Here is a 23,428-nt window from a genome sequence, read left to right as displayed (position 1 = left end):
CATATTTGGCACGCCATTTATAAAAGGTAGCATTACTCATGCCGTGTTCACGGCAAAGGGTCGCTACAGGTGTGCCAAATTCTGCCTGTTTCAAGATGGACATGATCTGACTGTCAGTAAATTTAGATGTTTTCATGCAGAATCTCCGGCTCGTATCTTAAGAGAAAATTCTACTTTTAGATCCTATTATTTTTAGGGGGGATTACCATTTTATCTGTGATAGCACAAGATTCAAATATAAAAAACCCCGCATTAAGCGAGGTTTTTATAACATAAAATCAATTAATTATCGAATAAATTATCCAATCAATTTCTTCATTAATTCATTCACTTGAGCAGGGTTGGCTTTACCCTTAGACGCTTTCATCACTTGACCAACTAAACCGTTGAAGGCTTTGTCTTTACCAGACTTATATTCTTCAACCATTTTTTCGTTGGCAGCAAGCACTTCCTTAATAATTGCTTCAATCGCACCTGTATCAGTTTCCTGTTTCAAGCCTTTTTCAGCAATAATTTCGTCTGCAGTTTTGCCTTCATCCCACATAAAGCCGAACACTTGTTTGGCAATTTTACCGCTAATCGTGTTGTCTACAATACGCGCGATCATACCGCCAAGTTTTTCAGCAGTTACAGGTGACTCTGCTAAATCTAAACCTGCTTTATTGAGTGCACCTGAGAATTCACCCATCACCCAGTTTGCCGCAATTTTACCTTGCGCCGCACCACCTGCTGCAGCAACCACAACTTCGTAAAATTCAGACATTTCACGAGTTAGTGTTAAAACGTGAGCATCGTATTCAGTCACAGCAAAGTCTGCTACAAAACGTGCACGACGTGCCGCAGGCAATTCAGGCATGGTGGCTTTAATTGCTTCAATTTGCGCATCTGGAATAACCACAGGCAATAAGTCTGGATCAGGGAAGTAGCGGTAATCGTTCGCTTCTTCTTTCGAGCGCATTGAACGCGTTTCCATCTTCACCGGGTCAAACAAACGTGTTTCCTGATCAATGGTGCCATCCCATTCCAAAATTTCCATTTGACGTTCAATTTCAACATTGATCGCTTGTTCAATGAAACGGAATGAGTTCAGGTTTTTCAATTCACAACGTGTACCGAAAGGTTGCCCCGGACGACGTAATGACACGTTACAGTCAGCACGGAATGAGCCTTCTGCCATGTTGCCGTCAGAAATACCTAACCAACGCACTAGCGTATGAATCGCTTTAATATACGCTACGGCTTCTTCAACCGAACGCATATCGGGTTCAGATACGATTTCAAGCAAAGGCGTACCTGCACGGTTGAGGTCAATACCTGACATGCCTTCAAACTGATCGTGAATCGACTTACCAGCATCTTCTTCAAGGTGTGCACGGGTTACACCAATGCGTTTGGTCGTGCCATCTTCAAGTTGGATGTCGATATGACCCAAACCGACAATTGGGTTGTCCATCTGGCTAATTTGGTAGCCTTTAGGCGAGTCAGGGTAGAAGTAGTTTTTACGTGCAAAGACAGAAGCTTGATCGATATAAGCATCAATCCCTAAACCGAAGCGAATCGCTAAATCTACCACTTCTTTATTTAAAACAGGCAGTACACCCGGCATGGCTAAATCAACAAGGCTGGCTTGTGTATTTGGGTCTTGACCAAACTCGGTGGATGAACCTGAGAAGATTTTAGAATTGGTTGCAAGTTGCGTGTGAATCTCAATACCAATCACGACTTCCCAACCATCAATCAGGTTTGATTTTGGTTTAGCAGTATTCTTCGCCATTATGCGTTCTCCTCAGCAATTGCCGCGCGTTTGCTATGCCAGTCTGTCGCTTGTTGGTACTGATGTACCACAGATAACAGTTGTGATTCAGACCAGTAATTGCCAATCAGTTGTAAACCAACAGGCAAGTTGTCTTGGTCAAAACCAACAGGCGCACTAATTGCTGGTAAGCCTGCCAAGTTCACCGCGATGGTGTAAATATCGCCCAAATACATTTCAACAGGGTCTAAAGATGCGCCAATCTTATATGCAGTGGTTGGTGCAGTCGGTGCAGCAATTACATCTACCTGTTCAAAGGCTTTTAAGAAGTCTTGCTGAATTAAACGACGTACTTTTTGCGCTTTCACGTAGTAGGCATCGTAATAACCTGCAGAAAGGGCATAAGTACCAATCAAGATACGACGTTGTACTTCTGCACCAAAACCTTCAGAACGTGAGCGTTTGTAAAGGTCTAAAATATCTTGCGGATTTTCTGCACGGTAGCCATAACGCACACCATCGTAACGTGAAAGGTTAGATGATGCTTCAGCAGGAGCAATCAGATAGTAAGTCGGGACGTAGCTTTCAGTCATGTTGAGGTCAATTTCAACCAGAACTGCGCCCAATTCTTCTAATTTTTTCAGTGATTCTTCAACACGTGCTTTGACTGCGGCATCTAAACCAGCCACATTGAAGTATTGTTTTGGAATACCAATACGTAAGCCTTTAAGTGCTGTCGAATTGAGGTTCGCTACATAATCTTCAACCGCTTTATCCATAGAGGTTGAGTCTTTGGCATCGTGACCTGCCATCACATTCATTAAGTAAGCACAGTCTTCTGCAGAGCGCGCCATCGGGCCTGCCTGATCTAAAGAAGATGCATAAGCAATGATGCCGTAACGTGAAACACGTCCATAGGTTGGTTTAAGACCAGTTAAACCACAGAATGATGCAGGCTGACGAATTGAACCGCCAGTGTCTGTACCTGTCGCAAAAGGAGCAAGGTCAGCCGCTACAACGGCTGCCGAACCACCCGATGAACCACCTGGTACGTGATCTAGCGCCCATGGGTTTTTGGTTGCGCCGTAGAATGAACTTTCAGAGGTTGAACCCATTGCGAATTCGTCCATGTTCACTTTACCTAAAGTGACCAAACCTGCTGTTTTACCTTGTGCAACCACGGTTGCATCATAAGGTGAAATAAAGTTATCCAGCATTTTTGAACCCGCAGAGGTTTTAATGCCTTGAGTACAAAAAATATCTTTGTGCGCAACAGGCACGCCTGTTAAAGCTGTTGCTTGACCTGCCTGACGTAAGGCATCGGCAGCATCTGCCTGAGCCAATGCAACTTCATTGGTCACAGTCACATAAGAGCGTACTTGAGGATCAATTTTTGCAATACGTTTTAAATAATGTTCAGTCAGTTCGCGAGAGGAGAATTTGGCTGCCGCTAAACCCTCAGAGATTTCACGAATCGATAAGCGATGTAAATCTGTCATGAGAAAAATTCTTTTACCTTTTTATGAAGTCAAAATGTAACAGCCGAATAAATTATTCAATCACTCGTGGAACAAGGTACAAGCCATCCTGAACTGCAGGAGCAACAGCTTGATATTGTTCACGATGATTCTGTTCAGTTACCACGTCTTCACGTAATGGTTGCGGGTGGTCAAATGGACTTTTTAAAGGCTCTACGTCATCAGTATTAATGCCTTTTAAGCTTTCCATCATGCCTAAAATTTTATTTAGACTTTGAGCATATTCAGCAGATTGCGTATCATTGAGTTTAAGACGGGCAAGATTGGCAATTGCTGAAACTGTTTGTGCATTTAAATCTGCAGAATGCTGAGCATCCGAGGTAGACATAACATCACCTAAAATCAGTATTAATAAAAAATTTCAAAATATCGTGCGTTATAATAAGCGATTGACTTGTTCAACGCACCACATTTAGTTAAAGTTGCCAACTTGCGTCCACATAAAGTTTAATCGAGAACGACTCCGTGATTCTAAAACGACTAATTGGCTTGTTTTCGCCAGACCTAGCCATTGATTTAGGTACAGCAAATACACTTATTTATGCGCCAGGACGAGGCATTATATTAAATGAACCGACGGTTGTGGCAATTCGTCACAGCGGTTCACAGAAAATTGTTGCCGCAGTCGGTCTTGATGCCAAACAAATGTTGGGTCGTACCCCTGCAAATATTTCTGCAATTCGCCCTATGAAAGATGGTGTAATCGCTGATTTTGAAGTGACTGAAACCATGCTTAACCAATTTATTGGTAAAGTGCATGAAAAGCGCTTATTCCCACCTGCACCACGTGTAGTGGTGTGTGTGCCATGTAAATCTACCTTGGTAGAACGCCGTGCCATTCGTGAAGCGGTATTCAATGCGGGTGCTCGTGATGTCCGCCTGATTGAAGAACCGATGGCCGCTGCAATTGGTGCGGGTATGCCAGTTGAGCAAGCTTGTGGTTCTATGGTGGTCGATGTTGGCGGTGGTACAACAGAAATCGCCATTATTTCATTACAGGGTTGCGTGTATTCAGATTCATTGCGTATTGGTGGCGATGTGTTTGATGAGCAAATCATTAACTATGTGCGTAAGGCGCATGGCTGTGTGATTGGTGAAACCACAGCAGAAACCATTAAAAAAGAAGTGGGCATGGCATTGCCAGATGAAGGTGCTAAACCACTGGAAATTGAAGTTCGTGGTCGTAACTTGGCTGAAGGTGTGCCGCGTGCCATTACGGTTACTTCAGATGAAATCACCCAAGCGATTTCTGATCCGCTACAAAGCATTGTTGCCGCAGTGAAATCTGCATTGGAACAAACGCCTCCTGAATTGTCTTCAGATATTGCAGAGCGTGGTATTGTGCTGACAGGTGGTGGTGCATTGTTACGTAACCTAGATAAGCTATTGGCACAAGAAACAGGCCTACCTGTGGTGGTAGCAGAAGAACCATTAACTTGCGTGACCCGTGGCGGTGGCAAGGTTCTGGAATTCTTTGATAATCCAAACCACGATATGTTATTTGTTGGCTAATACATAGGATTCGGCGGTGCAAACAAATCTGTTTTCCAGACAACCGCCATCTTTTCGCTCTTTTATTATTGCGGTCATTACTTGCTTGGTCATCCTGTTTTTTAACTGGCGTGTTCCGCATGTAATCCAACCTGCACGAGATGTTTTGTATGCGGCATATAACCCAATTTATGCCCTTGCAAGCTATCCTGTATTGTCGCGAGAATGGCTAAGTCAACAAAGTAAGTCTGAAGCTCAGTTGCGTCGTGAAAATACCGCGATGCAGGCAGAGTTGTTACAGGCTAAAGTCCGCCTGCAAAAATTATCTGAACTTTCTGCAGAAAATACCCGCTTGCGTGGGTTGCTCGATACACCCTTAATCATTGATGGACGCATGGAAATTGCCGAAGTGATTGGCACCGATGCTGACCCTTTGCGACATATTATTGTGATTAACCGTGGCTCTCAAAATCAGTTAAAAGTCGGACAAACTGTTTTAGATGATAAGGGAATTATGGGGCAGATTATTTCTGTTTATCCGCATAGTAGCCGTGTCATGCTGCTTTCAGACAAAGAACATTCACTCTCTGTACGTCTAGAACATACTGGTATGCGTGCCATTGTGTCTGGTACGGGTGACCTTGGTCGTTTAAAAATGGAATATGTACCGACCAGTGCCAATATTCAGGTTGGAGAGAAAGTCTATAGCTCTGGCTTGGGCGAGCATTTTCCAGCAGGTTATTTGGTTGGAAGCATTGCTAAAATTAGCCGTCATAATTCAGGTGAGTTTGCCCAAATTGATGTCGTGCCTGCAGCACAATTGGCAGGTGGGCATCATGTAGTGGTGTTATTCTCAGAATCTTTAGCGAAGGAGCAGCCAAATGCCAATCGCTAAATTAGGACAAACCCGACTAGGGCAAAACAAGAATAAAGACCCACTGTTTCCGATTATTTTTTCGGTAATTGCAGCATCGGTACTTATGGTGTATCCATTGTCATACGCAGGTTCTGGCTGGCGACCATTATTTATGTTAATGGTGACCCTATTTTGGGTGCTTGGACAACCAACCTGGTGCGGAATTTGGTTTGCCTTTGGCACAGGTTTATTTGCCGACTTACTTCTCGATGCACCTTTGGGTATGAATGCCCTAAGTTTTGTGGTGATTACTTTTGTGGCACGTTTTCTGACCCGTGAACGCCGCATCATGACTTTTGCTAATTTATGGGTGATCAGTGCAATTGCGATTTTGGCACACCTTGCCATTATGTGGGTGTTGCAAGTTATGGGGGGAATACAGTTCCCGTTCGCCCGTCATTGGCAGCCTGTGCTGAGTAGCATTTTGCTTTGGCCCGTGTTGTATTATTTCTTAAGAAAATGGCGCATTTAATTCTCGCCTCAAGTTCACCGCGACGTCGGGAGCTGCTACAACAACTTGGACTGGAATTTGAAATTTACAGTCCAGACATTGATGAATCTGTTTTGGTTGGTGAAGACGTTGCCGCGTATGTTGAGCGGTTGGCATGTGCCAAAGCTGACGCAGTTTTACAGCTATTTCCTGATGCCATTGTGATTGCTGCCGACACCAGTTTAGGGGTGGATGGGCAGATTTTGGGTAAGCCTGAATCTAAGGCACATGCCTTTGCCATTTGGTCACAACTCTCTGGTCGAAAACATGATGTTTTTTCAGGAGTTTGTGTGGGTACAAAACAGAAAAAATCCAGTATAGTGGTAAGTACACAGGTTGAATTTCAATCGCTTAGCCTAGATGATATGGAAAGTTACTGGGCAACAGGTGAGCCGATTGGCAAAGCGGGAGCGTACGCAATTCAAGGCATTGCAGCACGTTATATTCCGCGTATAGAAGGTAGCTACAGTAATGTTGTGGGCTTACCTTTGCATGAAACCGTACAGTTATTACAGACAGTTAAGGCACTAAATTAACTGCTGCACAAAAATTTTTATAATGTTTTGAGTTTTATTATGTCTGACGAGTTGTTGATTAATGTCACACCGATGGAGTGTCGGGTGGCGTTAATTCAAAACGGCACGGTCAATGAATTATTCGTTGAACGTACTGCCAAGCGTGGTCTGGTGGGCAATATTTATAAAGGCAAAGTCGTGCGTGTGCTGCCAGGTATGCAAGCTGCTTTTGTCGATATTGGTTTATCACGTACTGCTTTTTTGCATATTAATGACATGATTTGGCCACGTAGCCAGCCAACACCCAATGTATTTGAGTTGTTGCAACCAGGGCAAATTCTCACGGTACAAGTCATGAAGGATATGCTGGGTACTAAAGGTGCCCGACTGAGTACTGATCTTTCCATTCCTTCGCGTTATTTGGTCTTAATGCCGTATGGCAGTCATATTGGCGTATCACAACGCATTGAGTCGAGCGAAGAGCGAGAGCGTCTGCGTGGCATCATAGAAAGCATTCAGGCAGAGCATAAACTTCCAGGCTCAGTGATTGTCCGTACAGCAGCCGAAGGGGTAGATGAAGCCGCTTTGGTGCAAGACATGTGCTATTTGGCAAAACTGTGGGAATACATTCAGCGTAAACAAATCAGTATTGCCGTACCCTCTTTAATTTTTGAAGAATTACCTTTACCACAACGCGTGATTCGTGATTTAGCCAATGACAATACCGCTAAAATTTATGTCGATTCACGTGAAATTCATGCCAAATTAAAAGAGTTTGTAGATGAATTTGTGCCGAATATGCATAATCGTCTGATTCATTATCCTGGTGAGCGGCCACTGTTCGATTTATACAATGTCGAAGAAGATATTCAAAAGGCATTGCAAACCCGTGTGGCATTAAAGTCGGGCGGTTATCTGATGATTGATCAGACTGAAGCCATGACTACCATTGATGTGAATACAGGCTCTTATGTCGGTGGGCGGACTTTAGAAGACACCGTATTTAAAACCAATATGGAAGCCACGCAAGTAATTGCCCGCCAGTTACGTTTGCGTAATTTGGGTGGCATCATCATTATTGACTTCATTGATATGCAGGAAGTGCAGCACCGAGATGAAGTCTTGAGTCAGTTTGAGCGTATGCTTGAACGAGACCATGCCAAAACCAAAATTACCCAAGTGTCTGAATTGGGTTTGGTCGAAATGACCCGTAAACGCACCCGTGAATCTTTAGAACATTTACTGTGCGAAGCCTGTCCAACCTGTCAGGGGCGTGGATATGTCAAAACAGCTGAGTCAGTGTGTTACGAAATTTTTCGAGAAATTTTAAGATATGCCCGTGCATTTGAGTCACAACGTGGCTTTACTGTCGTTGCGCATCCATCGGTGATTGACCGATTGTTAACTGCCGAAGCGCCAGCAGTCGCGGATTTAGAGCATTTTGTTAGTCGTGTGATTAAATTTCAGGTGGAAAATTTATATACGCAAGAGCAATACGATATCATTCTGAGCTGAAATTGTAACAGGATATCGCTAAACAGTTGTTACATCTGAAATTTTACTTTTTTGAGCGAATTCTCAATACTAAGCATACACAGTCAGTAGCCAAAACCGAACATCTCCCTCGGTTTAGCAAATGAGGTATGTCATGGGTATGAGTGAAGCAGTGATTAAAAAAAGTTTGAAAGTCTTAGATCGTAAAGTGACACATAACGGTTATATTTTGGATGAGCAAGGTAAAGAAACTCAAATTACCACAGCAATGATTAGCGCAGTTTGTCAGCAATTATTAAAACAGTGTCGTAGTATTCAAAAATAAGGGGCATAAATTGCCCCTTAATTGATTGTAAAATCTATCCTTAACTCATTTTATGCGTCGTATAACATATTGATGTTATATGAAATACAGGGTAAAAACCCACTCAAATCCATTCCGAATATTGGGAAAGCCCTTCAGGTTGAAGGTGAAGATTGAGTGAGTTTTAGCAAGCCTTATTCAAAGATCAATCTACAATTTTATTTACACCTTCAGGTGCATCAATAATCTGTTCAAAACGCTGAATTTCATCTTCCAAATGCTGCAATAAGTTTTGCATTTTCGGTAATGCATGACGACATGCGGTCAAACCAACTTCCAGCTTGTCTAAATAACTGGTCATAGTGATATTCAAAGCTTGTCCATCTAGCACAATTGAAGCAGGATAGAGCGCATCTAGCTTCGCACCATTCCAATATAAAGGCTCACGTGGGCCTGGCACGTTAGAAATGACCAAGTTAAAGGCCTGACGCTTTGGCATAATGCCAGACAAAATATTGATACCTGCAGCACCATATACAAAGGCACTGTAGTTCATAATTTGATTGGCATTCATACGCTTAAAACGCTGTTTAGCATTTTGTACACTGCGGCGCACAATTTTTAAACGTTCAAGCGGGTCTTCTTTGTGTGTGCCCAAGTTGGCTAAAATCATGGTGATGCGGTTAGAAACTTCTGAATCATCATCACGAATAGACGCAGGCACCATTGCAATCAGGGGTTTTTTCGGCAGTGCGTATTGACCAAGTAAGTACTCACGTAGCGCACCTGAACAGATTGCAAGAACAACATCATTGATGGTCACACCCAATGATTTGGCAATACGATGCAAACGTGCAAATTCAAAAGATTGAGCGGCAAAACGACGTGATGCGCTTACACGCTGATTGAGAATACTGCTTGGTGCTTGGAAGCTAGAAACATAGTCAGGGTTGCGTCCCATGTCTTTGGCAACGGTTTGCGACACTTCATAGACTGCACGCGGAGTGGCTTCAACATGACCTTTGACCCCACCAAAAATTTTCTTTAAACGGCTCACTTTAGGTTCTTTTAGGCGTTTGGCGCGTGGCCCTTCAACACACCAAGGCGGAACAATGCTTTTTGCATTTTCATCGTGAGAGAGGGATTTTTCCACCAAACGCATGCCTGCAATACCATCCACCATGGCATGGTGAATTTTAAAGAACATTGCAAAGCGGTTGCCCTCAATACCTTCAATAATATGGCAAGTCCAGAGTGGTTTAGCACGATCAATCAGTGAGCTATGTTCTTGTGAAATATAGGTTAATAATTCACGAATACGCCCTGGTTTAGGCAAGGCAATATGACGGAAATGATGATCAAGATCGAATTCTTCATCTTCATCCCAAAATAAGCCATTCAGTTTGTTATTAAATGGTGCAATTGGCATAGACTTGGATTCACGTATGTCGGCAACTAAGTCTTGAATAAAACTGGCAGGCGCATGTTCTGGAATTTGAAATAGGAATAATCCACCCACATGCATGGGCTGTTGGCGTTTTTCTAATGATAAAAATATAAAATCAATAGGGTGTAATGGACGCATATTATGGATTGCCTCACTGCAATTTATACACCTGTTCTTTGCTGAACAGGCTTTTTAGAGTTATATAAGATTTAATTTCAGTATATCTTTTTTATCAAACAAATATAGTGGTTTTTGCGCCAGCATCCGTCAATAAAAATCACCAGTGGGTCTGTGATTTTTATTGACCTTAACTAGGAGATTATTTTAGATTCCCTGCATGCAGACCACATTCTTTGTGGGTGGCTTCTTCCCACCACCAACGGCCTTCACGTTCATGTTGGTTTGGCAATACAGGTCGGGTGCATGGTTCGCAGCCAATCGAAATAAAACCTTTTTCATGCAAGCGGTTGTATGGAATTTCCATCATACGAATATAGTTCCAGACATCACTGCTTGACCAGTTCGCTAGAGGGTTGTATTTGATTAATTGCTTCCCTGGGCCTGAAAAACCTGCATCGGCTTGCACCACAGGAATATCCTGACGTGTGCCAGGACTTTGGTCTTTACGCTGTCCTGTAATCCAACCATCCAGCGTTGCTAATTTTTTACGCAACGGCTGAACCTTGCGAATACCGCAACATTCCTGATGGCCATCTTCAAAGAAACTAAATAAGCCTTTTTGCTGTACCAGTTGTTGCGTGGCTTCGGTTTCTGGAAAGCAGATTTCAATATCCAAATTATAATATTTACGTACAGTTTCTAAAAATTGATAAGTTTCAGGGTGTAAGCGTCCTGTATCTAGGCTAAATACACGAAATGGCAAGCCTAGGTTAGATGCCATATCAATTAAAACCACATCTTCCGCACCAGAAAATGAAATCGCCACTTCGCCTTGCTGGCTTAAGGCAAGTTTTAAAATATCGCTTGGCGATTTGTTGGCGTATTCAGTTGCGAGCGCATCCACAATATCTATGGTTGGAATGGTGGTCATATCAATTCCTGGCAGTTGGCTTGAGGGCTAATCTTCATTCTTTAGGGGAATATTTTAATTGAATTGTGAAAAGCATCTTATCACTAAAAAATAAATGCTTATGAATGAAAGAGATTTAAAAAAGAACAAGGCAAACAACAAATCTTCGGCTATGATAGGGAAAAATTTTCAATTGGTATTTTGGGAGAACCCATGGAAATCGTATGTCTTGATCTTGAAGGTGTGTTAGTTCCAGAAATTTGGATTAACTTTGCTAAAAAAACTGGAATTAAAGAACTTGAAGCAACCACACGTGATATTCCTGACTACGATGTGTTGATGACTCAGCGTTTAAATATCTTGAAACAGCATGGTTTAGGTTTAAATGATATTCAAGCCGTAATTGCAGATATGGGACCATTCCCAGGTGCAAAAGAGTTTGTTGAATGGGTTAGCACTCACTTTCAGTTGATTATTCTTTCAGATACTTTCTATGAGTTTGCTCATCCGTTAATGAAACAATTAGGTTGGCCAACTATTTTCTGCCATAAATTGGAAACTGATGAAAATGGCATGATCACTGCGTATAAATTACGTCAACCAGATCAAAAACGTCAGGCGGTAAAAGCTTTACACGGTTTAAATTTCCGTGTGATTGCTGCGGGTGATTCGTATAACGATACGACCATGCTTGGTGAAGCAGACAAAGGTTTCTTGTTTGATGCACCAGACAATGTAATTGCAGAATTCCCGCAATTCCCGGCCATTCATGGTTATGAAGCATTGAAAGAGGCGATTCGTGGTGCTTCAGTGCGTGATATTCCAGCCTAAGTCTTAAAATTTAGGTAAAACAAAGGGCATCAATAGATGCCCTTTGTTGTATTTACGCTTTGAATGATTTAGAAGCGGTAGCCGATACTTAATCCGTATGCAACAGCATAATTATTTTCGAATTTACCTGCTTCTGTATGTGCTCCAGTGACAGCCTCTGCATCACCTAACCAGAAATATTTAAAGCCTGCACCAATAAAATAGTTTTCAGCAGGTGAGTAGCGAATGCCTGTACCTACACTCCAGTAACCTTCAGTTGGGCCTAAAGTAGTTACAGGGTTACCTGCACCAGAATCCCAGCCTACTGATACATTACCACCCCAACGATCATTGAACTTACGTCCTACACCAACAGTTGCAGAAATTTGGTCTTCTTTATAGTCTATAAGGTTAAAGCCATTAGGTTTGGTCGGCACATAACCAGCTTGGCCTAATATCTGAGTAAGTTTGCCAAATTTGTATGGCTGTACTTTAAAGTTTGACCAGTCCACCCAGCGAAGGTTTGCGAATGCAACAGTGTTTGCCATAACTCCTGTTTGGAAATCTAGATTGACAGATTGGGGTGTTGTTAGTTGTGTTTTACCTGTTGTTGAACTAATTTGCGTCATAGCTGTATTTAGTGCAGAAATAGGGGTAAATCCTATTGCACCAAAGTTTTCATAAGCAGTCATTTCATGCTCAATTTCAGAGCGATAAGTAACAGAGGCTTTAAGTGCAATTTCAGGAATTTGATAAGCAATGCCAGCTAACCACCCCACAGACTCATCTTCACCTGTTTTAAAATCATAACCATTAAAGGCTGAGTATGCAGTACCACGTAAAATAACAGTACCATCTACTGTCTGATATACAGCACCTGCATATAGATTCCAATTTTCATTAGGTTGATAACCAACTAACAAGTTTAAGTTTTGAGTATCTACTACAACTGAAGTATTGCCCTGAAATGGTACTGGTCTATTTTCTACAAAATTATTGGTACCAGAATATTCGGCATCAGCGCCATAAGGCTGATCGTAAATTAAACCAATCGAAACTTTGTCAGTTGCTTGAATTTTTAATGCTGCGTGTGGGAAGTAATAATCACCTGCCATGTCATCAGCTTGGTATTTATCTTTGTCTTGACCAGATACATTTGGATCTAAGACTGAAATCCCAGCTTCTGCATAATTCCCTGGTTGTAAAAATGCAGCAATAGATTGACCAGAGCGGTCTAAACCAGCAGCAAGTGCAGGCGTAAATGGAAGAGTGCTAAGTAAAATAGCAGAATAGATTTTATTGAGCTTCATGGTCATTCCCTGATGCTTTATGTAACAAAAAAGTGCGGGAAAAGTAACACATTTTAAAAAAGAGTAAATGCTCAGCTTTGCAGAACAAATGAACTGAACATGTTAAAAATAGAACTTGATTAGAGTAAAAATACTATTTAATAATTTTAAGTAAATGAATTTTATCAATTATTTAATTTTATATTGGGCAGGTGTACAAGGTTTTAATTGTTCTAAATTTGAACATTTGGTTAACACTTGTATAAAAAGTGGAGTAATTTTTTCCTTTAAGTGGTCGCTATTCTCTTAAATTAAATGTATTCGATTATTAATGCGGTCATTATTTTGTCAGATCAAAGGTTTTTAGAATCAATTTATTTAAGAGCTATGAACTTTTTGGATTTACGCAACAGATCTAATATACTTAAACAAAGCGCATCCAGTAAAAGGTCAAGCCATGAAATCTGAACAATATCAAGGGAAAATCAAGCAATACAATGCCGAAAAAGGTTACGGGTTTATTGCCGCACCTGAAGGCGAAGTATTTTTTCATATTTCAGATTTTCCTGGGGCAGAGGCTGAACCAAAGCGCAATGACCGAGTAAAGTTTAATGTGGTTCAAAATGGGGATCGCTATAAAGCGATTAACATTGAACCTGTAGAAGATAAATCCAAAAAAGCTAAAAAAGCCAAAGCAGTGGCTGTGAATACTTCAATTACTTCGGCATTGTTATCCAATCTGAAGCGTTAAGTTTTGCTGCTATAAAAAAAGAGGCTTTTTAGCCACTGCTGTCCCATAGTTTGCTTTAAATAAAAAAACCTGAGTCCTAACAGTTAAAATATGAGTGCAAACAAACACTTTAACGACCAGGATTCAGGTTTTGTCACATCAGAATACCGTATTTCATGAGCTAATTAAACCTGTTGTGCGACAGGATTTTGAACAACTTGCTAAAGTACACCATGTTGGACAGAAATTTAGAGCGGCTTCCCGGTGGGATCAGTTTATTGCCATATTGATGTCTCAATTCTCTTGTAGGCAAAGTCTGAGAGATATTCAATCCAATTTGGAGTGCCAACAGGAAAAGCTAAGTCATCTCGGAGCAAAGTCTATTCCCCGAAGCACGCTGGCACGAATCAATGAGCAGCAGCCTGCTACCTTGTATCAACAGCTATTTTACAAGTTGCTTAAATACTATGAACACTCAAAAGTAGCTCATAAATTTCGCTTTAATAATCCCTTGTATTCCTTGGATGCCAGTCATATTGACCTGTCGCTTTCCTTATGTGAATGGGCCAAAGTTCACGACTCAAAAGCCAGCATGAAACTCAGTATAGGATTGAATCACAGCAATGATATTCCTGAGTTTGTTGCAGTTGAAAATGGCAAAGAAAATGACATGGTACAAGGCCGCAAATTCCAGTTTCCTGCTGGCAGCATTGTAGTTTTTGATAAAGGCTATGTCGATTACCAATGGTATGCAAATCTGACTGCTCAAAACATTGGATTTGTCACACGTTTTAGGCCTAAATCTGTGTATCAGGTGATCCAGCAACATCCAGTGCTTGAATCCAAAGGTATTCTAAAAGATGAAACCATTCAGCTGAATAGCGCACATGCCCTAAAAAGAAAAGCCCCAGTGTTAAGAAGAATTGAATATAGAGATCAGCAAAGTGGCAAGCACTTTAGCTTTCTCAGCAATAACTTTCATTTAGCCGCCTCCACCATTGCGGCGATTTATAAAGATCGTTGGAAAGTTGAGCTGTTCTTTAAGGCGATTAAGCAGAATCTCAAATTAAAAGCGTTTCTAGGCCGCAGCAGGAACGCAATTCAGACACAAATCTGGATTGCGATGATCGCCTATTTATTGGTGAGTTTCGCTCGACATTTAGGAAAAACAGGTTGGACAGTTCAACGTTTACTCAGAATAATTCAAGTGAATTTGTTTGAAAGAAGAACTTTAAAAGCTTTATTTTCACCCGATAAAATAGCCATAAAACAAGAGGAAGCTCATTTGAGCTTCCTCTTGTGAAAAATTGTGGGACAGCAATGGCTTTTTAGCCTCTTTTTATTTTTGATTATTTCGCTTCACAAAATTTCATAAATGCTTTAAGGCCAGGCCCTTGATATTTCTGACGATGCACTAACATGAACAGTGGGCGAGTGAGTTGCCAAAATGGCGTATCTAAAATCACCAATTGACCTTTCTCAAGCAAAGGCTCAATAGCCAGTCGTGAAATACAAGACATACCAATGCCACCTGCGACAATTTTTAAAATCGCTTCGTTATGCCCCAAGGTCAAACGAATATTCGCATCAGGCAAATCTTTTAAAATTGCATTGTCAAATACTTCACGTGTACCTGAGCCTTCTTCACGTAAAATCCATTCAGCATCTTCAAAATCTGCTGTGGTTAAGGCGCGCTTAAGTTGCGCTAAAGGATGTGTTGGGGCACAGCACACTGCGAGTTCATCATCACGCCAGTGAATACATTGTAATTGTGGTAAATGACATGAACCTTCAATCAGCGCTAAATCGAGCTGAAACTGATTGACGGCTTCAATCATTTGGCGTGTGTTGCCTACTTGTAGCTGTAAATGTGCCTGTGGCTGAATTTGCAAAAAGTCTGCCATTAAATCTGGCATTAAATAGTCACTAATGGTCAGGGTTGCGCCCAAACGCAAATCGATACTTTGTAGTTCGCCTTTGGCTGCCTGCTCAAAGGCTTCACAGCGTCCTAAAATTTCTAAGGCCTGAGGCAATAAAAAACGACCTAAATCGTTAAGCTGTAAACGCTTACCTAAGCGGTCAAATAGTGGTGCACCTAAACCATCTTCCAAATCTGCTAAGGCCATACTTGCAGCACTTTGGGTCAGTTTAACTGCATCACTGGCTTTGGTTACGGTCCCTTCCTGGGCAACTGCTACAAAAACCGCCAACTGGCGTAAAGTCATGCGCATGAATCAAGCCTTAACATTTAAAAAATATTAATAAATTATCCCGACATGCTAACATGAGCACAGTCTTTCACGCCACGTTCAAATCATGTCAATTGAAAAATTTACTTTAGAAAAAGTGCTTTCGGTGCATCGTTGGACCGATACCTTGTTTAGTTTTACCATAACTCGCCCTGCACATTTCAAATTTACTGCAGGACAGTTTGCGCGTATTGGTTTAAAAGTGGGTGATGAACTGGTGGTGCGTGCTTATTCTGTGGTGTCATCACCTTTTGATGAAACCTTGGAGTTTTTCTCAATTGTTGTGCCAGAGGGTGCATTCACCTCGAACTTGCAACATTTGCAAGTGGGTGATGAGTTATATTTAGAAAAAATACCTTACGGTTTTTTAACTTTGGCACGTTACCAACTGCCTACGCCAGAGGATTTATGGCTGCTTGCAACGGGTACAGGTCTTGCACCATTTTTATCGATGCTACAAGACTTTGAAACTTGGTCGAAATATCAAAATATTTACTTGGTTTATAGTGTGCGAACCGAATCTGAACTGGCCTATGTCGATAAAATTCACGAGATTGCCGAAACTTTTGGGGAAGGACACTCAGGTTTTAAATTTATTCCCATTATTACCCGTGATCCGAATGCAGCGCTCAATGAACGCTTACCTGTGTTGATCGCTAACGGTGCCTTGGAAAAAGCCGCAGGGGCAATGCTAAATCCTGCAAGTAGTCATGTGATGTTATGCGGTAACCCTGCAATGGTCGATGACACTAAAGAAGCCTTAAAAGCACGAGGTTTGACCATGAATCGCCGTGGGGAAGGTAATATTGCCGTAGAAAACTATTGGTAAGGCTGTGATGCAATTATTTAAATTTATCGCATGTGTAGGACTTATATGGACTGTTGCAAGTGCTGCGCAGTCTGCAACTGTAGAAACACATGTCGCGATACAGGGCAAAACCCTAATTTATGATGGGCCACTGAGTGCGGAAGCCAATACACGTGCAGCAGAACTCTTAAAGCTATCAGGTCAGGTTGATACACTAAAAATTAATAGCCGTGGTGGTGAAATTGGTTTAGGAATGGACTTGGGCAATTTGGTCTACGACCATCAACTAAATGTTGAAGTAGGCTGCATTGCTTTTCTTCATGTGCCAATTATGTTTTCCCTGCGGGCAAAGTGAAATATTTAAACTTACGTAGTCAGCTCGGTTGGCATGGCGGTAGTTTGCAAAAAATGCAAATTGAAAGTGCGGAAATGGAGCAAATATATAACGAGTACATTGGCCCTATTCGTGCCAAAGAAACGGCTTTTTTCCAGAAAATTAAAGTGCAGCAAGCATCCACAATTGTAGGGCAGGCGCCACATTATGATCAGTATCAACACTGTGTAGGCTGGCGCTACACGCGCGAAAAAATGCGAAGCTTTGGCATAGATCAGGTACGTTATAAACAATGGCTATGGTTGCCTAAAGCGAGCTTTGAAAATAAGTGTATTTTCACCATTCGCTAAAACATGGTTGTTCAAGTTATTTCATCATCTACAAAAAACCTCATCTACTGTTTGGCAGATGAGGTTTTTTGATATTTGTGTGGCTCAACTTTAAAAAAATTAATGCACAAACATATCCATATATTCACGGATTTCCTGAATTGCGCTGTCTACATCGCTGCTGAGCCAAGTTGGTTCAAAAAAACCAGCATAATGTTCTAAACGCTCTTGCGGTACGACCAAGCGCACAGGACATTCTTCTTCCAGCATGCGCCATGGCAAAATTGGCACATCATTGTCCAAAAAGGCAGCAATGTTGCGAATATCAATAATCATGGCATTGATGCAATCTGGAAAAGGCATCACCGAAAATTCTTCAGTACGACGTCGGAAATATTCCAAATCGCTCCATTTTAAGAGATAGCTTGGTTTACTAAATTCAATAATACCAATCAGATGCCCATCACGGGTATAGTGCAAGGCACATTGATGAGTGACGTCAGTGTCAAGATCAAGCGATACACTTTGTTGACGATACGCCATAAAGCTTTAAATACACAAAAAACGGGCCATGATTATAGCGCATTTCCACACTTGAGGCAGCTTTGTCTGCATGGGGTGATGAGTGAGCATCGGTACTTCACATTTATTACATCTATTCACCATCTCACTATGCTTTGTGACACAAAGCATTGCAGCAGCTTGTTAGTATAAAAATTCATCAGATAAATATTTTAAGTGAGGGGAACATGCCACATGATTTTAATAAACCACCTCATGTAAGTTCCACTGAGGAAATCACCCGTAAAAAACGTATTCCAGTGTTTATGCTGATATTGGTGGGTATTTTTTTATTGGCATTGCTGATTTACATGATGGCGGATCGTAAACCGAGTCCAAGTGATGCACCGCCTGGGCATCCTAATCCTGAAGTTCAACAAGCGACACCCAATAGTACAACAACAGGTACAGCAGGGGATGAAGCTCGAGCAGTGGACAGTGATACTGCCACCGCAACTGATCAGTAGCGATGAGTACATGAGCTGAAAAAACAGCCCCATAACATTGAAGCCTTGCATTATGCAGGGCTTTTTTGTGGGTTTTCGCAAGTTTTATTGACACTCCTTTGTAGAATTGTTGCGATTCTGCATCCCAAGGTTGAATAAAAAATATGCAAATTCTATGGTGAATAGAGCTTTACTCAATAATTTGAATCGATAAAAAGCAGTTTTACGCTGCGGGACAGTTGCAAATGGTCCTTAGAAAATCAGCGTAATCACCATGAGGACTATAGACGATGAATGATTATTTTAATGGGAACCTACATGGTAGAGGTTTTGATGCCATGTATTATTGGGAGCAATTTCAGCCGATTCTGGCGGCTGTTGCAATATTGCTTGTTGGATGGATTGTGGCATTACTCGTGGCTGGGGGCGTTAAAAAAGTCCTACAAAAAATGGGTACAGATCAGAAGCTGGCACATGCAACGGGACATCGTTCAAATATTGAAGTGATTGTGTCGCGGGTCATCTTCTGGGTTATTTTAATTATTGCGGTCATTGGTGCGCTCAATGTACTGAATCTGACCAGTGTCAGCGGCCCATTCAGTAATATGATTCAGCAGTTCTTGCTGTTTATACCTTCATTATTGGCAGCGGTTGCTGTGGGTTTTATTGGCTGGATTTTAGCGAATCTAGTCAGAGTTGGCATGAAAAAGCTGTTAGCACGCACTCAACTGGATGAAAAACTCAGTTCTGATGTAGGCGTGAGTGGCTTAAGCCAAAATATCAGTGAAATTGTCTATTGGTTGATTTTATTGCTGTTCTTGCCAATCGTACTTTCGATTTTAGGCTTAAACGGTTTGCTCTTCCCTGTGCAAAATATGGTGAATGAAGTTGTGCTTTATTTACCGAATATTTTCATTGCGGGCGTGATTGTTTTTGTGGGCTATATTCTTGCAAAAATTGTGCGTGGCATTGTTGAAGGTTTATTGGCAAGCTTGAATGTACAGCAGCATGCTGAAAAAGTGGGCATCTTTAAAAATTCCAATTTACCTAAATTGCTAGGTTCATTTGTTTTTGCCTTAGTTATTATCACAGCTTTAATCATTGGTTTTGAAGCACTCGGCATAGAAGCTATTTCGCAACCTGCAACAGCCATGTTGTATGAAATTATGAATGCGATTCCGCATATTATTGCTGCGGGTCTGATTCTTATTTTAGCCTATGTGGTGTCACGCTTTGTTGCCAATATTGTGGTAGAAGTGGTTGCAGGTACAGGTGTAGATGAAATTCCTGCCAAACTTGACCTACAACGTTTTTTAGGCACAACTAAAATTTCATGCGTGGTCGGTTATCTGATTGTGTTCTTTACCATGTTGTTTGCTGTATCTGAAGCAGCAAATCGCTTGGGCTTTGAGCAAGTCAGTGGCTTGATTGCCATGTTCATCCAGTTTGGTGCCGACATTCTGTTGGGTGCTGTTATTCTGGTAATTGGCTTCTGGCTAGCAAATTTGGTGGCCAAAGTGGTACAACGTGGCGAATATAATAGCTCACGTTGGTTAGCGAACTTGGTCCGTATTCTCATTATGGGCTTAGTGGTGGCGATGGGCTTACGTGCGATGGGTATTGCTGACTCTATCGTGAACTTGGCCTTTGGCTTAACTTTAGGTGCGGTAGCTGTGGCTTTTGCTTTGGCTTTCGGTCTAGGTGGTCGTCAACCTGCAGAGCGTGTCTTAACTGATTTGATTGATAAAGCCAAACGAGAGGCGAATCAACCAAATCCATTGCGTGAAACAGAAGTACAAAACGCAGCGCCATCTACAACTGTAATGACACCGATGGCAACGCAAGCACAAAGTACTGTAGCTGATAATGATACCGCTGCACCTGCTGAAGCTGCCACAGATCATGCGGTGCCAGACAGTTTGAAAGTTGATCCAGAACATCCAGCTGTAAATAAACCTTTTGGTTCTACAGGTGAAGCAGAACCTGATGTGGATCAAACACCAAATAATGACCCGAAATAACCTGTTCAGCAGTTTCGTTGAATGATTAAGATCGATCAGACCCGTGCTGGTCGATCTTTGTTTTATGGATGGATTTCCCTGAATAGAAAAAATAGGTTGATACAGGAGTGCAGCATGTCAAAACAAGCACCTAATAAATTCTTTGCACCGATTGTGATTGCAGGTATTACCATAGGCTTTTTTGTTGCTGCTTATAAATTTGTTTTTGCCAAACCGGAAGCACCAGAAAAACCAACTGAAAATATTGAGAAAAATCATCTAAAAGAGGATAGACCAAGCTCTTAAATTATGTTAAAAATTAATCAAATTTGGCTAGGATTGGCTAAATAAAATGAATGAAAGTTCATGAGCAAAAGAAGCTTAAAAAGGTGAGATGAGGGATAAGGTCTAAATAAAAAATTCAGTTTTAACTGAGTTGAAATATTTAAGTCTTACAATTCGCGTAAGGATGACAATAATGAGAGAAATCAACATGCTAAATAAGTTACGTAGTACTTTGAAGCCTCAATTTTCGGCAAAATTACCACTGCATCAACAAAATGCTGTGGCAAAAATGCAACAAGCGGAAGCACGCTTAGCGAATACGCCAAAATTGGTATTATTCCGTACAGATTATCTTGAATAATCATGGATACTTGATCTAAATTTTAAGTTTAAAAAGCCAGTTCATATTGAACTGGCTTTTTTGCTATTTACTGAATTTTTGTCTTGAAATAGATTAACTTAATACAATTCAAATAGTGAATATCTCATAGGTTCAAATGTTTCGATGTATGCGTTTAGACATATTCTGAAGCGGCATGCGCAGATGACCATGCCCATTGAAAGTTATAGCCACCTAAATGTCCTGTCACATCTAAAACTTCACCAACAAAATATAGGCCTTTTTGTTTTTTACTTTCCATGGTTTTTGAAGACACCTCTTGAGTATCTACGCCACCTAAAGTGACTTCGGCTGTGCGGTAACCTTCTGTACCCGATGGTTTGACTTCAAAGGCATTTAAACGCGCTGCAATGTGTTCAAGTTTTTCATCACTGATATTTCCAATTGCTGTTTCAGAAAGCTCTGACCAAATCAGTTGCTGTAATTCGGTTACTACACTTTTAGGTAGGTGTTCAGTCAATAAAGTGCGCAGTAAAACTTTCGCCTGAGTTTGTTTTTTCGTTTTTAGAAAATCATAGAGTTCTAAATAGGGCAAAAAGTTAATTTTAAAGCTTTGACCGACATCCCAGTAATTGGAAAGCTGTAAAGCACTTGGCCCGCTCAAACCACGGTGGGTAAATAATAAGGCTTCGGTAAAACTATTCAGTGAGTTTGATAAGGTTGCATCTACAGCATTACCACTTAAACGCGTGGTGACTTCTTTAAAGCTGTCTGAGAATGTAAAAGGCACTAAACCTGCACGAGTTGGATAAACATGATGGCCAAATTGTTTGGCAATTTCATAACCGATGCCTGAACCACCAAGGGTAGGAATAGATAAACCTCCTGTAGCCACCACCACTGAAGTGGCCTGAAAGTAGCCTAGAGTTGTGGCAACCTGAAAGCCCTGATCATCCACAGCATTCACGGCTTTGACTTCAGCATTGGTTTTAATATCGACTAAGGCCGTTTTTTCACATTCTGCCAATAGCATGGCTAAAATTTCTTTGGCGCCGTTTAAGGTAAATAATTGCCCATGTTTGCGTTCTTCATATTCAATGCCGTATTCACAGACTAAGCCAATAAAATCCCAATTGGTATAACGGGTTAATGCTGAAATCACAAAGTGTGGATTATGTGAAATGTAGTGGTTGGGTTCGACCTCTAAATTGGTGAAATTACATTTTCCACCACCTGACATTAGAATTTTTTTACCCACTTTATTGGCTTTTTCCAGCACTAATACCTTGCGACCACGCTGTGCAGCCATGTAGGCGGTCATCAGCCCTGATGCGCCCGCGCCTAATACCAAAACATCATATTGATTTGCAGTTGCCATGTCGCACCGAGAGAAAATGAAAGCGGACTATTATAGACTTTATCGTTTGAGGATGTCGCATTTTCAATACTGAAATGCGTTTGGAACGTGAGTATTGCCTATAAAACATGAAATGATTATCAATTAAATAGATCACTGTCGTGATGTAGACACTTTACGTGGAGATGGTGGTAATTTGTGCAATAAGGTTTTGTTTATGTGATGGGGTTGTTTTAAAAACTAGATAAAAAAAACAGTAATTTATAGTTGATTAATTGTGTTTGCTTCTCCAAAGTAAATTTTATTTTTTGACATGTTTGTTGTGTCGTGACTGTGTTTCTTGGGGAAATTTATGAATAAAACACGTTTAAGCCTTGCTGTGATTTTAAGTATAGGTCTAGCAGGGTGTGGCGGCGGCGGCGGTGATTCTGTATCTACAGAAGTAAATCCTGCCAACCCAACACCAGCACCTTCTCATCCAATTCAGCCTACACCCCCACAAGATGCAAGCCTAGCCAAAAAATTAATCAATGAAATTCGCCTTGCAGATGTGGCAACAGAATTCACAGCGCAAACTTTTGGTTTTGAAAGCTGGACACCACGTGCGATGGTGGTACATCAAGATATTATGTATATTGCGAACGATGGTGGCCAAGCCAGCATTTTACGTTATGACTTAAAATCTAAAAGAGCCCTCAGTACAATTCATGCACAGAATATTCCAAGTCTAGGACAAGCTTGGAACCGTTTACTGGATTTGCATGTGCATAATAATCGCTTGTATGCGACCTCTTATTCATCAAATCGGGTAGATGTTTTTGATATTGGCTCGGGTGGTAATCCTCCCATAAATAACCGAAGTTAAAAGTAGAGGTTAAGCAGCCATTAGAGGTGGCCTTCCTTTGTTTGCTT

General features: G+C 41.3%; 27 protein-coding genes. 17 read left to right on the top strand and 10 right to left on the bottom strand.

What is annotated here, in order from left to right:
* The 4 genes from HHA42_RS10640 to gatC form a co-directional block, all read right to left on the bottom strand.
* Window positions 1-136 (bottom strand): transposase (locus HHA42_RS10640; protein WP_168526423.1); only part of this gene is annotated, 136 nt, incomplete at its 3' end.
* A 162-nt stretch (window positions 137-298) separates the two neighbouring features.
* Complete coding sequence (gatB, locus tag HHA42_RS10635) at window positions 299-1,774, bottom strand: Asp-tRNA(Asn)/Glu-tRNA(Gln) amidotransferase subunit GatB (RefSeq protein ID WP_168419200.1); 1,476 nt, start codon at window positions 1,772-1,774, stop codon at window positions 299-301.
* Entirely contained in the window at window positions 1,774-3,252 is a 1,479-nt protein-coding gene (gene gatA, locus HHA42_RS10630; RefSeq protein ID WP_168419201.1) for an Asp-tRNA(Asn)/Glu-tRNA(Gln) amidotransferase subunit GatA, read from the bottom strand. The genes gatB and gatA overlap by 1 nt, the downstream gene beginning before the upstream one ends.
* Before the next feature lie 52 nt (window positions 3,253-3,304).
* Window positions 3,305-3,619 carry an Asp-tRNA(Asn)/Glu-tRNA(Gln) amidotransferase subunit GatC gene (gene gatC / locus HHA42_RS10625; protein WP_168419202.1) on the bottom strand — a complete coding sequence of 105 codons (315 nt, stop codon included), beginning with the start codon at window positions 3,617-3,619 and terminating at the stop codon, window positions 3,305-3,307.
* Window positions 3,620-3,756: 137 nt separating this feature from the next.
* Between gatC and HHA42_RS10620 the strand changes: the two genes are divergently transcribed.
* The 6 genes from HHA42_RS10620 to HHA42_RS10595 all read left to right on the top strand — a co-directional run bounded on the left by HHA42_RS10620 (window position 3,757) and on the right by HHA42_RS10595 (window position 8,522).
* The gene (locus tag HHA42_RS10620) at window positions 3,757-4,803 is read left to right on the top strand and encodes a rod shape-determining protein (RefSeq protein WP_096901763.1); all 1,047 of its coding nucleotides are present in this window, start codon (window positions 3,757-3,759) and stop codon (window positions 4,801-4,803) included.
* A gap of 16 nt (window positions 4,804-4,819) precedes the next feature.
* Window positions 4,820-5,677: a rod shape-determining protein MreC gene (gene mreC, locus HHA42_RS10615; protein ID WP_168419203.1), complete on the top strand. Its 858-nt coding sequence runs from the start codon at window positions 4,820-4,822 to the stop codon at window positions 5,675-5,677.
* The gene (gene mreD / locus HHA42_RS10610; RefSeq protein ID WP_168419204.1) at window positions 5,664-6,170 is read left to right on the top strand and encodes a rod shape-determining protein MreD; all 507 of its coding nucleotides are present in this window, start codon (window positions 5,664-5,666) and stop codon (window positions 6,168-6,170) included. The genes mreC and mreD overlap by 14 nt, the downstream gene beginning before the upstream one ends.
* A complete protein-coding gene (locus HHA42_RS10605; protein WP_168419205.1) occupies window positions 6,158-6,724 on the top strand; it encodes a Maf-like protein in 567 nt (188 codons plus the stop codon). Before mreD ends, HHA42_RS10605 begins: the two co-directional genes overlap by 13 nt.
* 39 nt (window positions 6,725-6,763) lie before the next feature.
* Window positions 6,764-8,218 carry a ribonuclease G gene (gene rng, locus HHA42_RS10600; RefSeq protein WP_168419206.1) on the top strand — a complete coding sequence of 485 codons (1,455 nt, stop codon included), beginning with the start codon at window positions 6,764-6,766 and terminating at the stop codon, window positions 8,216-8,218.
* A gap of 133 nt (window positions 8,219-8,351) precedes the next feature.
* Window positions 8,352-8,522 carry a PA1571 family protein gene (locus HHA42_RS10595; RefSeq protein ID WP_096901775.1) on the top strand — a complete coding sequence of 57 codons (171 nt, stop codon included), beginning with the start codon at window positions 8,352-8,354 and terminating at the stop codon, window positions 8,520-8,522.
* 184 nt (window positions 8,523-8,706) lie between these two features.
* Here the strand turns inward: HHA42_RS10595 and HHA42_RS10590 are convergent, their stop codons facing one another.
* Together HHA42_RS10590 and HHA42_RS10585 are read right to left on the bottom strand one after the other, a co-directional pair.
* Complete coding sequence (locus tag HHA42_RS10590; protein WP_168419207.1) at window positions 8,707-10,086, bottom strand: wax ester/triacylglycerol synthase family O-acyltransferase; 1,380 nt, start codon at window positions 10,084-10,086, stop codon at window positions 8,707-8,709.
* A gap of 181 nt (window positions 10,087-10,267) precedes the next feature.
* Window positions 10,268-10,999, bottom strand: a complete 732-nt coding sequence (locus HHA42_RS10585; RefSeq protein WP_168419208.1) for a phosphoadenylyl-sulfate reductase — start codon at window positions 10,997-10,999, stop codon at window positions 10,268-10,270.
* 192 nt (window positions 11,000-11,191) lie between these two features.
* Here HHA42_RS10585 and thrH point away from each other — a divergent pair, with 192 nt between their 5' ends.
* Window positions 11,192-11,809: a bifunctional phosphoserine phosphatase/homoserine phosphotransferase ThrH gene (gene thrH, locus HHA42_RS10580; protein WP_104852373.1), complete on the top strand. Its 618-nt coding sequence runs from the start codon at window positions 11,192-11,194 to the stop codon at window positions 11,807-11,809.
* Between the two features lie 68 nt (window positions 11,810-11,877).
* On the opposite strand, the gene HHA42_RS10575 is transcribed toward thrH, so the two are convergent.
* The gene (locus tag HHA42_RS10575; RefSeq protein ID WP_168419209.1) at window positions 11,878-13,098 is read right to left on the bottom strand and encodes an outer membrane protein transport protein; all 1,221 of its coding nucleotides are present in this window, start codon (window positions 13,096-13,098) and stop codon (window positions 11,878-11,880) included.
* A gap of 436 nt (window positions 13,099-13,534) precedes the next feature.
* On the opposite strand from HHA42_RS10575, the gene HHA42_RS10570 reads away from it, so the two are divergent.
* Window positions 13,535-13,828 carry a cold shock domain-containing protein gene (locus HHA42_RS10570; protein ID WP_168419210.1) on the top strand — a complete coding sequence of 98 codons (294 nt, stop codon included), beginning with the start codon at window positions 13,535-13,537 and terminating at the stop codon, window positions 13,826-13,828.
* 130 nt (window positions 13,829-13,958) lie between these two features.
* Window positions 13,959-15,110: an IS4 family transposase gene (locus HHA42_RS10565; protein ID WP_168419211.1), complete on the top strand. Its 1,152-nt coding sequence runs from the start codon at window positions 13,959-13,961 to the stop codon at window positions 15,108-15,110.
* A gap of 46 nt (window positions 15,111-15,156) precedes the next feature.
* Here HHA42_RS10565 and gigC read toward each other — a convergent pair whose 3' ends face one another.
* Window positions 15,157-16,038: a LysR family transcriptional regulator GigC gene (gene gigC, locus HHA42_RS10560; protein WP_168419212.1), complete on the bottom strand. Its 882-nt coding sequence runs from the start codon at window positions 16,036-16,038 to the stop codon at window positions 15,157-15,159.
* Window positions 16,039-16,123: 85 nt separating this feature from the next.
* On the opposite strand from gigC, the gene HHA42_RS10555 reads away from it, so the two are divergent.
* From HHA42_RS10555 to HHA42_RS10545, 3 genes are read left to right on the top strand one after another with little or no spacing between them, the layout of a single operon-like run.
* Window positions 16,124-16,885, top strand: a complete 762-nt coding sequence (locus HHA42_RS10555) for a ferredoxin--NADP reductase (RefSeq protein ID WP_168419213.1) — start codon at window positions 16,124-16,126, stop codon at window positions 16,883-16,885.
* Between the two features lie 7 nt (window positions 16,886-16,892).
* Window positions 16,893-17,219, top strand: coding sequence for a hypothetical protein (locus HHA42_RS10550; RefSeq protein ID WP_168419214.1), 327 nt, complete (start codon window positions 16,893-16,895; stop codon window positions 17,217-17,219).
* Window positions 17,216-17,548 carry a hypothetical protein gene (locus tag HHA42_RS10545; protein ID WP_168419215.1) on the top strand — a complete coding sequence of 111 codons (333 nt, stop codon included), beginning with the start codon at window positions 17,216-17,218 and terminating at the stop codon, window positions 17,546-17,548. The genes HHA42_RS10550 and HHA42_RS10545 overlap by 4 nt, the downstream gene beginning before the upstream one ends.
* 99 nt (window positions 17,549-17,647) lie before the next feature.
* On the opposite strand, the gene HHA42_RS10540 is transcribed toward HHA42_RS10545, so the two are convergent.
* Window positions 17,648-18,070, bottom strand: coding sequence for a hypothetical protein (locus HHA42_RS10540; protein WP_168419216.1), 423 nt, complete (start codon window positions 18,068-18,070; stop codon window positions 17,648-17,650).
* Window positions 18,071-18,276: 206 nt separating this feature from the next.
* Here HHA42_RS10540 and HHA42_RS10535 point away from each other — a divergent pair, with 206 nt between their 5' ends.
* The 4 genes from HHA42_RS10535 to HHA42_RS10520 all read left to right on the top strand — a co-directional run bounded on the left by HHA42_RS10535 (window position 18,277) and on the right by HHA42_RS10520 (window position 21,180).
* Entirely contained in the window at window positions 18,277-18,555 is a 279-nt protein-coding gene (locus HHA42_RS10535) for a hypothetical protein (protein ID WP_168419217.1), read from the top strand.
* Between the two features lie 269 nt (window positions 18,556-18,824).
* Entirely contained in the window at window positions 18,825-20,555 is a 1,731-nt protein-coding gene (locus tag HHA42_RS10530) for a mechanosensitive ion channel (protein ID WP_168419218.1), read from the top strand.
* A gap of 114 nt (window positions 20,556-20,669) precedes the next feature.
* Window positions 20,670-20,840: a hypothetical protein gene (locus HHA42_RS10525; protein WP_168419219.1), complete on the top strand. Its 171-nt coding sequence runs from the start codon at window positions 20,670-20,672 to the stop codon at window positions 20,838-20,840.
* A 187-nt stretch (window positions 20,841-21,027) separates the two neighbouring features.
* Window positions 21,028-21,180 carry a hypothetical protein gene (locus HHA42_RS10520; RefSeq protein WP_168460559.1) on the top strand — a complete coding sequence of 51 codons (153 nt, stop codon included), beginning with the start codon at window positions 21,028-21,030 and terminating at the stop codon, window positions 21,178-21,180.
* Window positions 21,181-21,334: 154 nt separating this feature from the next.
* Here HHA42_RS10520 and HHA42_RS10515 read toward each other — a convergent pair whose 3' ends face one another.
* A complete protein-coding gene (locus HHA42_RS10515; protein ID WP_168419220.1) occupies window positions 21,335-22,537 on the bottom strand; it encodes an NAD(P)/FAD-dependent oxidoreductase in 1,203 nt (400 codons plus the stop codon).
* Between the two features lie 331 nt (window positions 22,538-22,868).
* Here HHA42_RS10515 and HHA42_RS10510 point away from each other — a divergent pair, with 331 nt between their 5' ends.
* Window positions 22,869-23,381: a hypothetical protein gene (locus HHA42_RS10510; protein ID WP_168419221.1), complete on the top strand. Its 513-nt coding sequence runs from the start codon at window positions 22,869-22,871 to the stop codon at window positions 23,379-23,381.
* Window positions 23,382-23,428: the final 47 nt, after the last annotated feature.

It is taken from the genome of Acinetobacter sp. A3, from assembly GCF_012371415.1.
GTDB lineage: Bacteria > Pseudomonadota > Gammaproteobacteria > Pseudomonadales > Moraxellaceae > Acinetobacter.
This window is presented reverse-complemented; position numbering and strand designations above follow the sequence as displayed.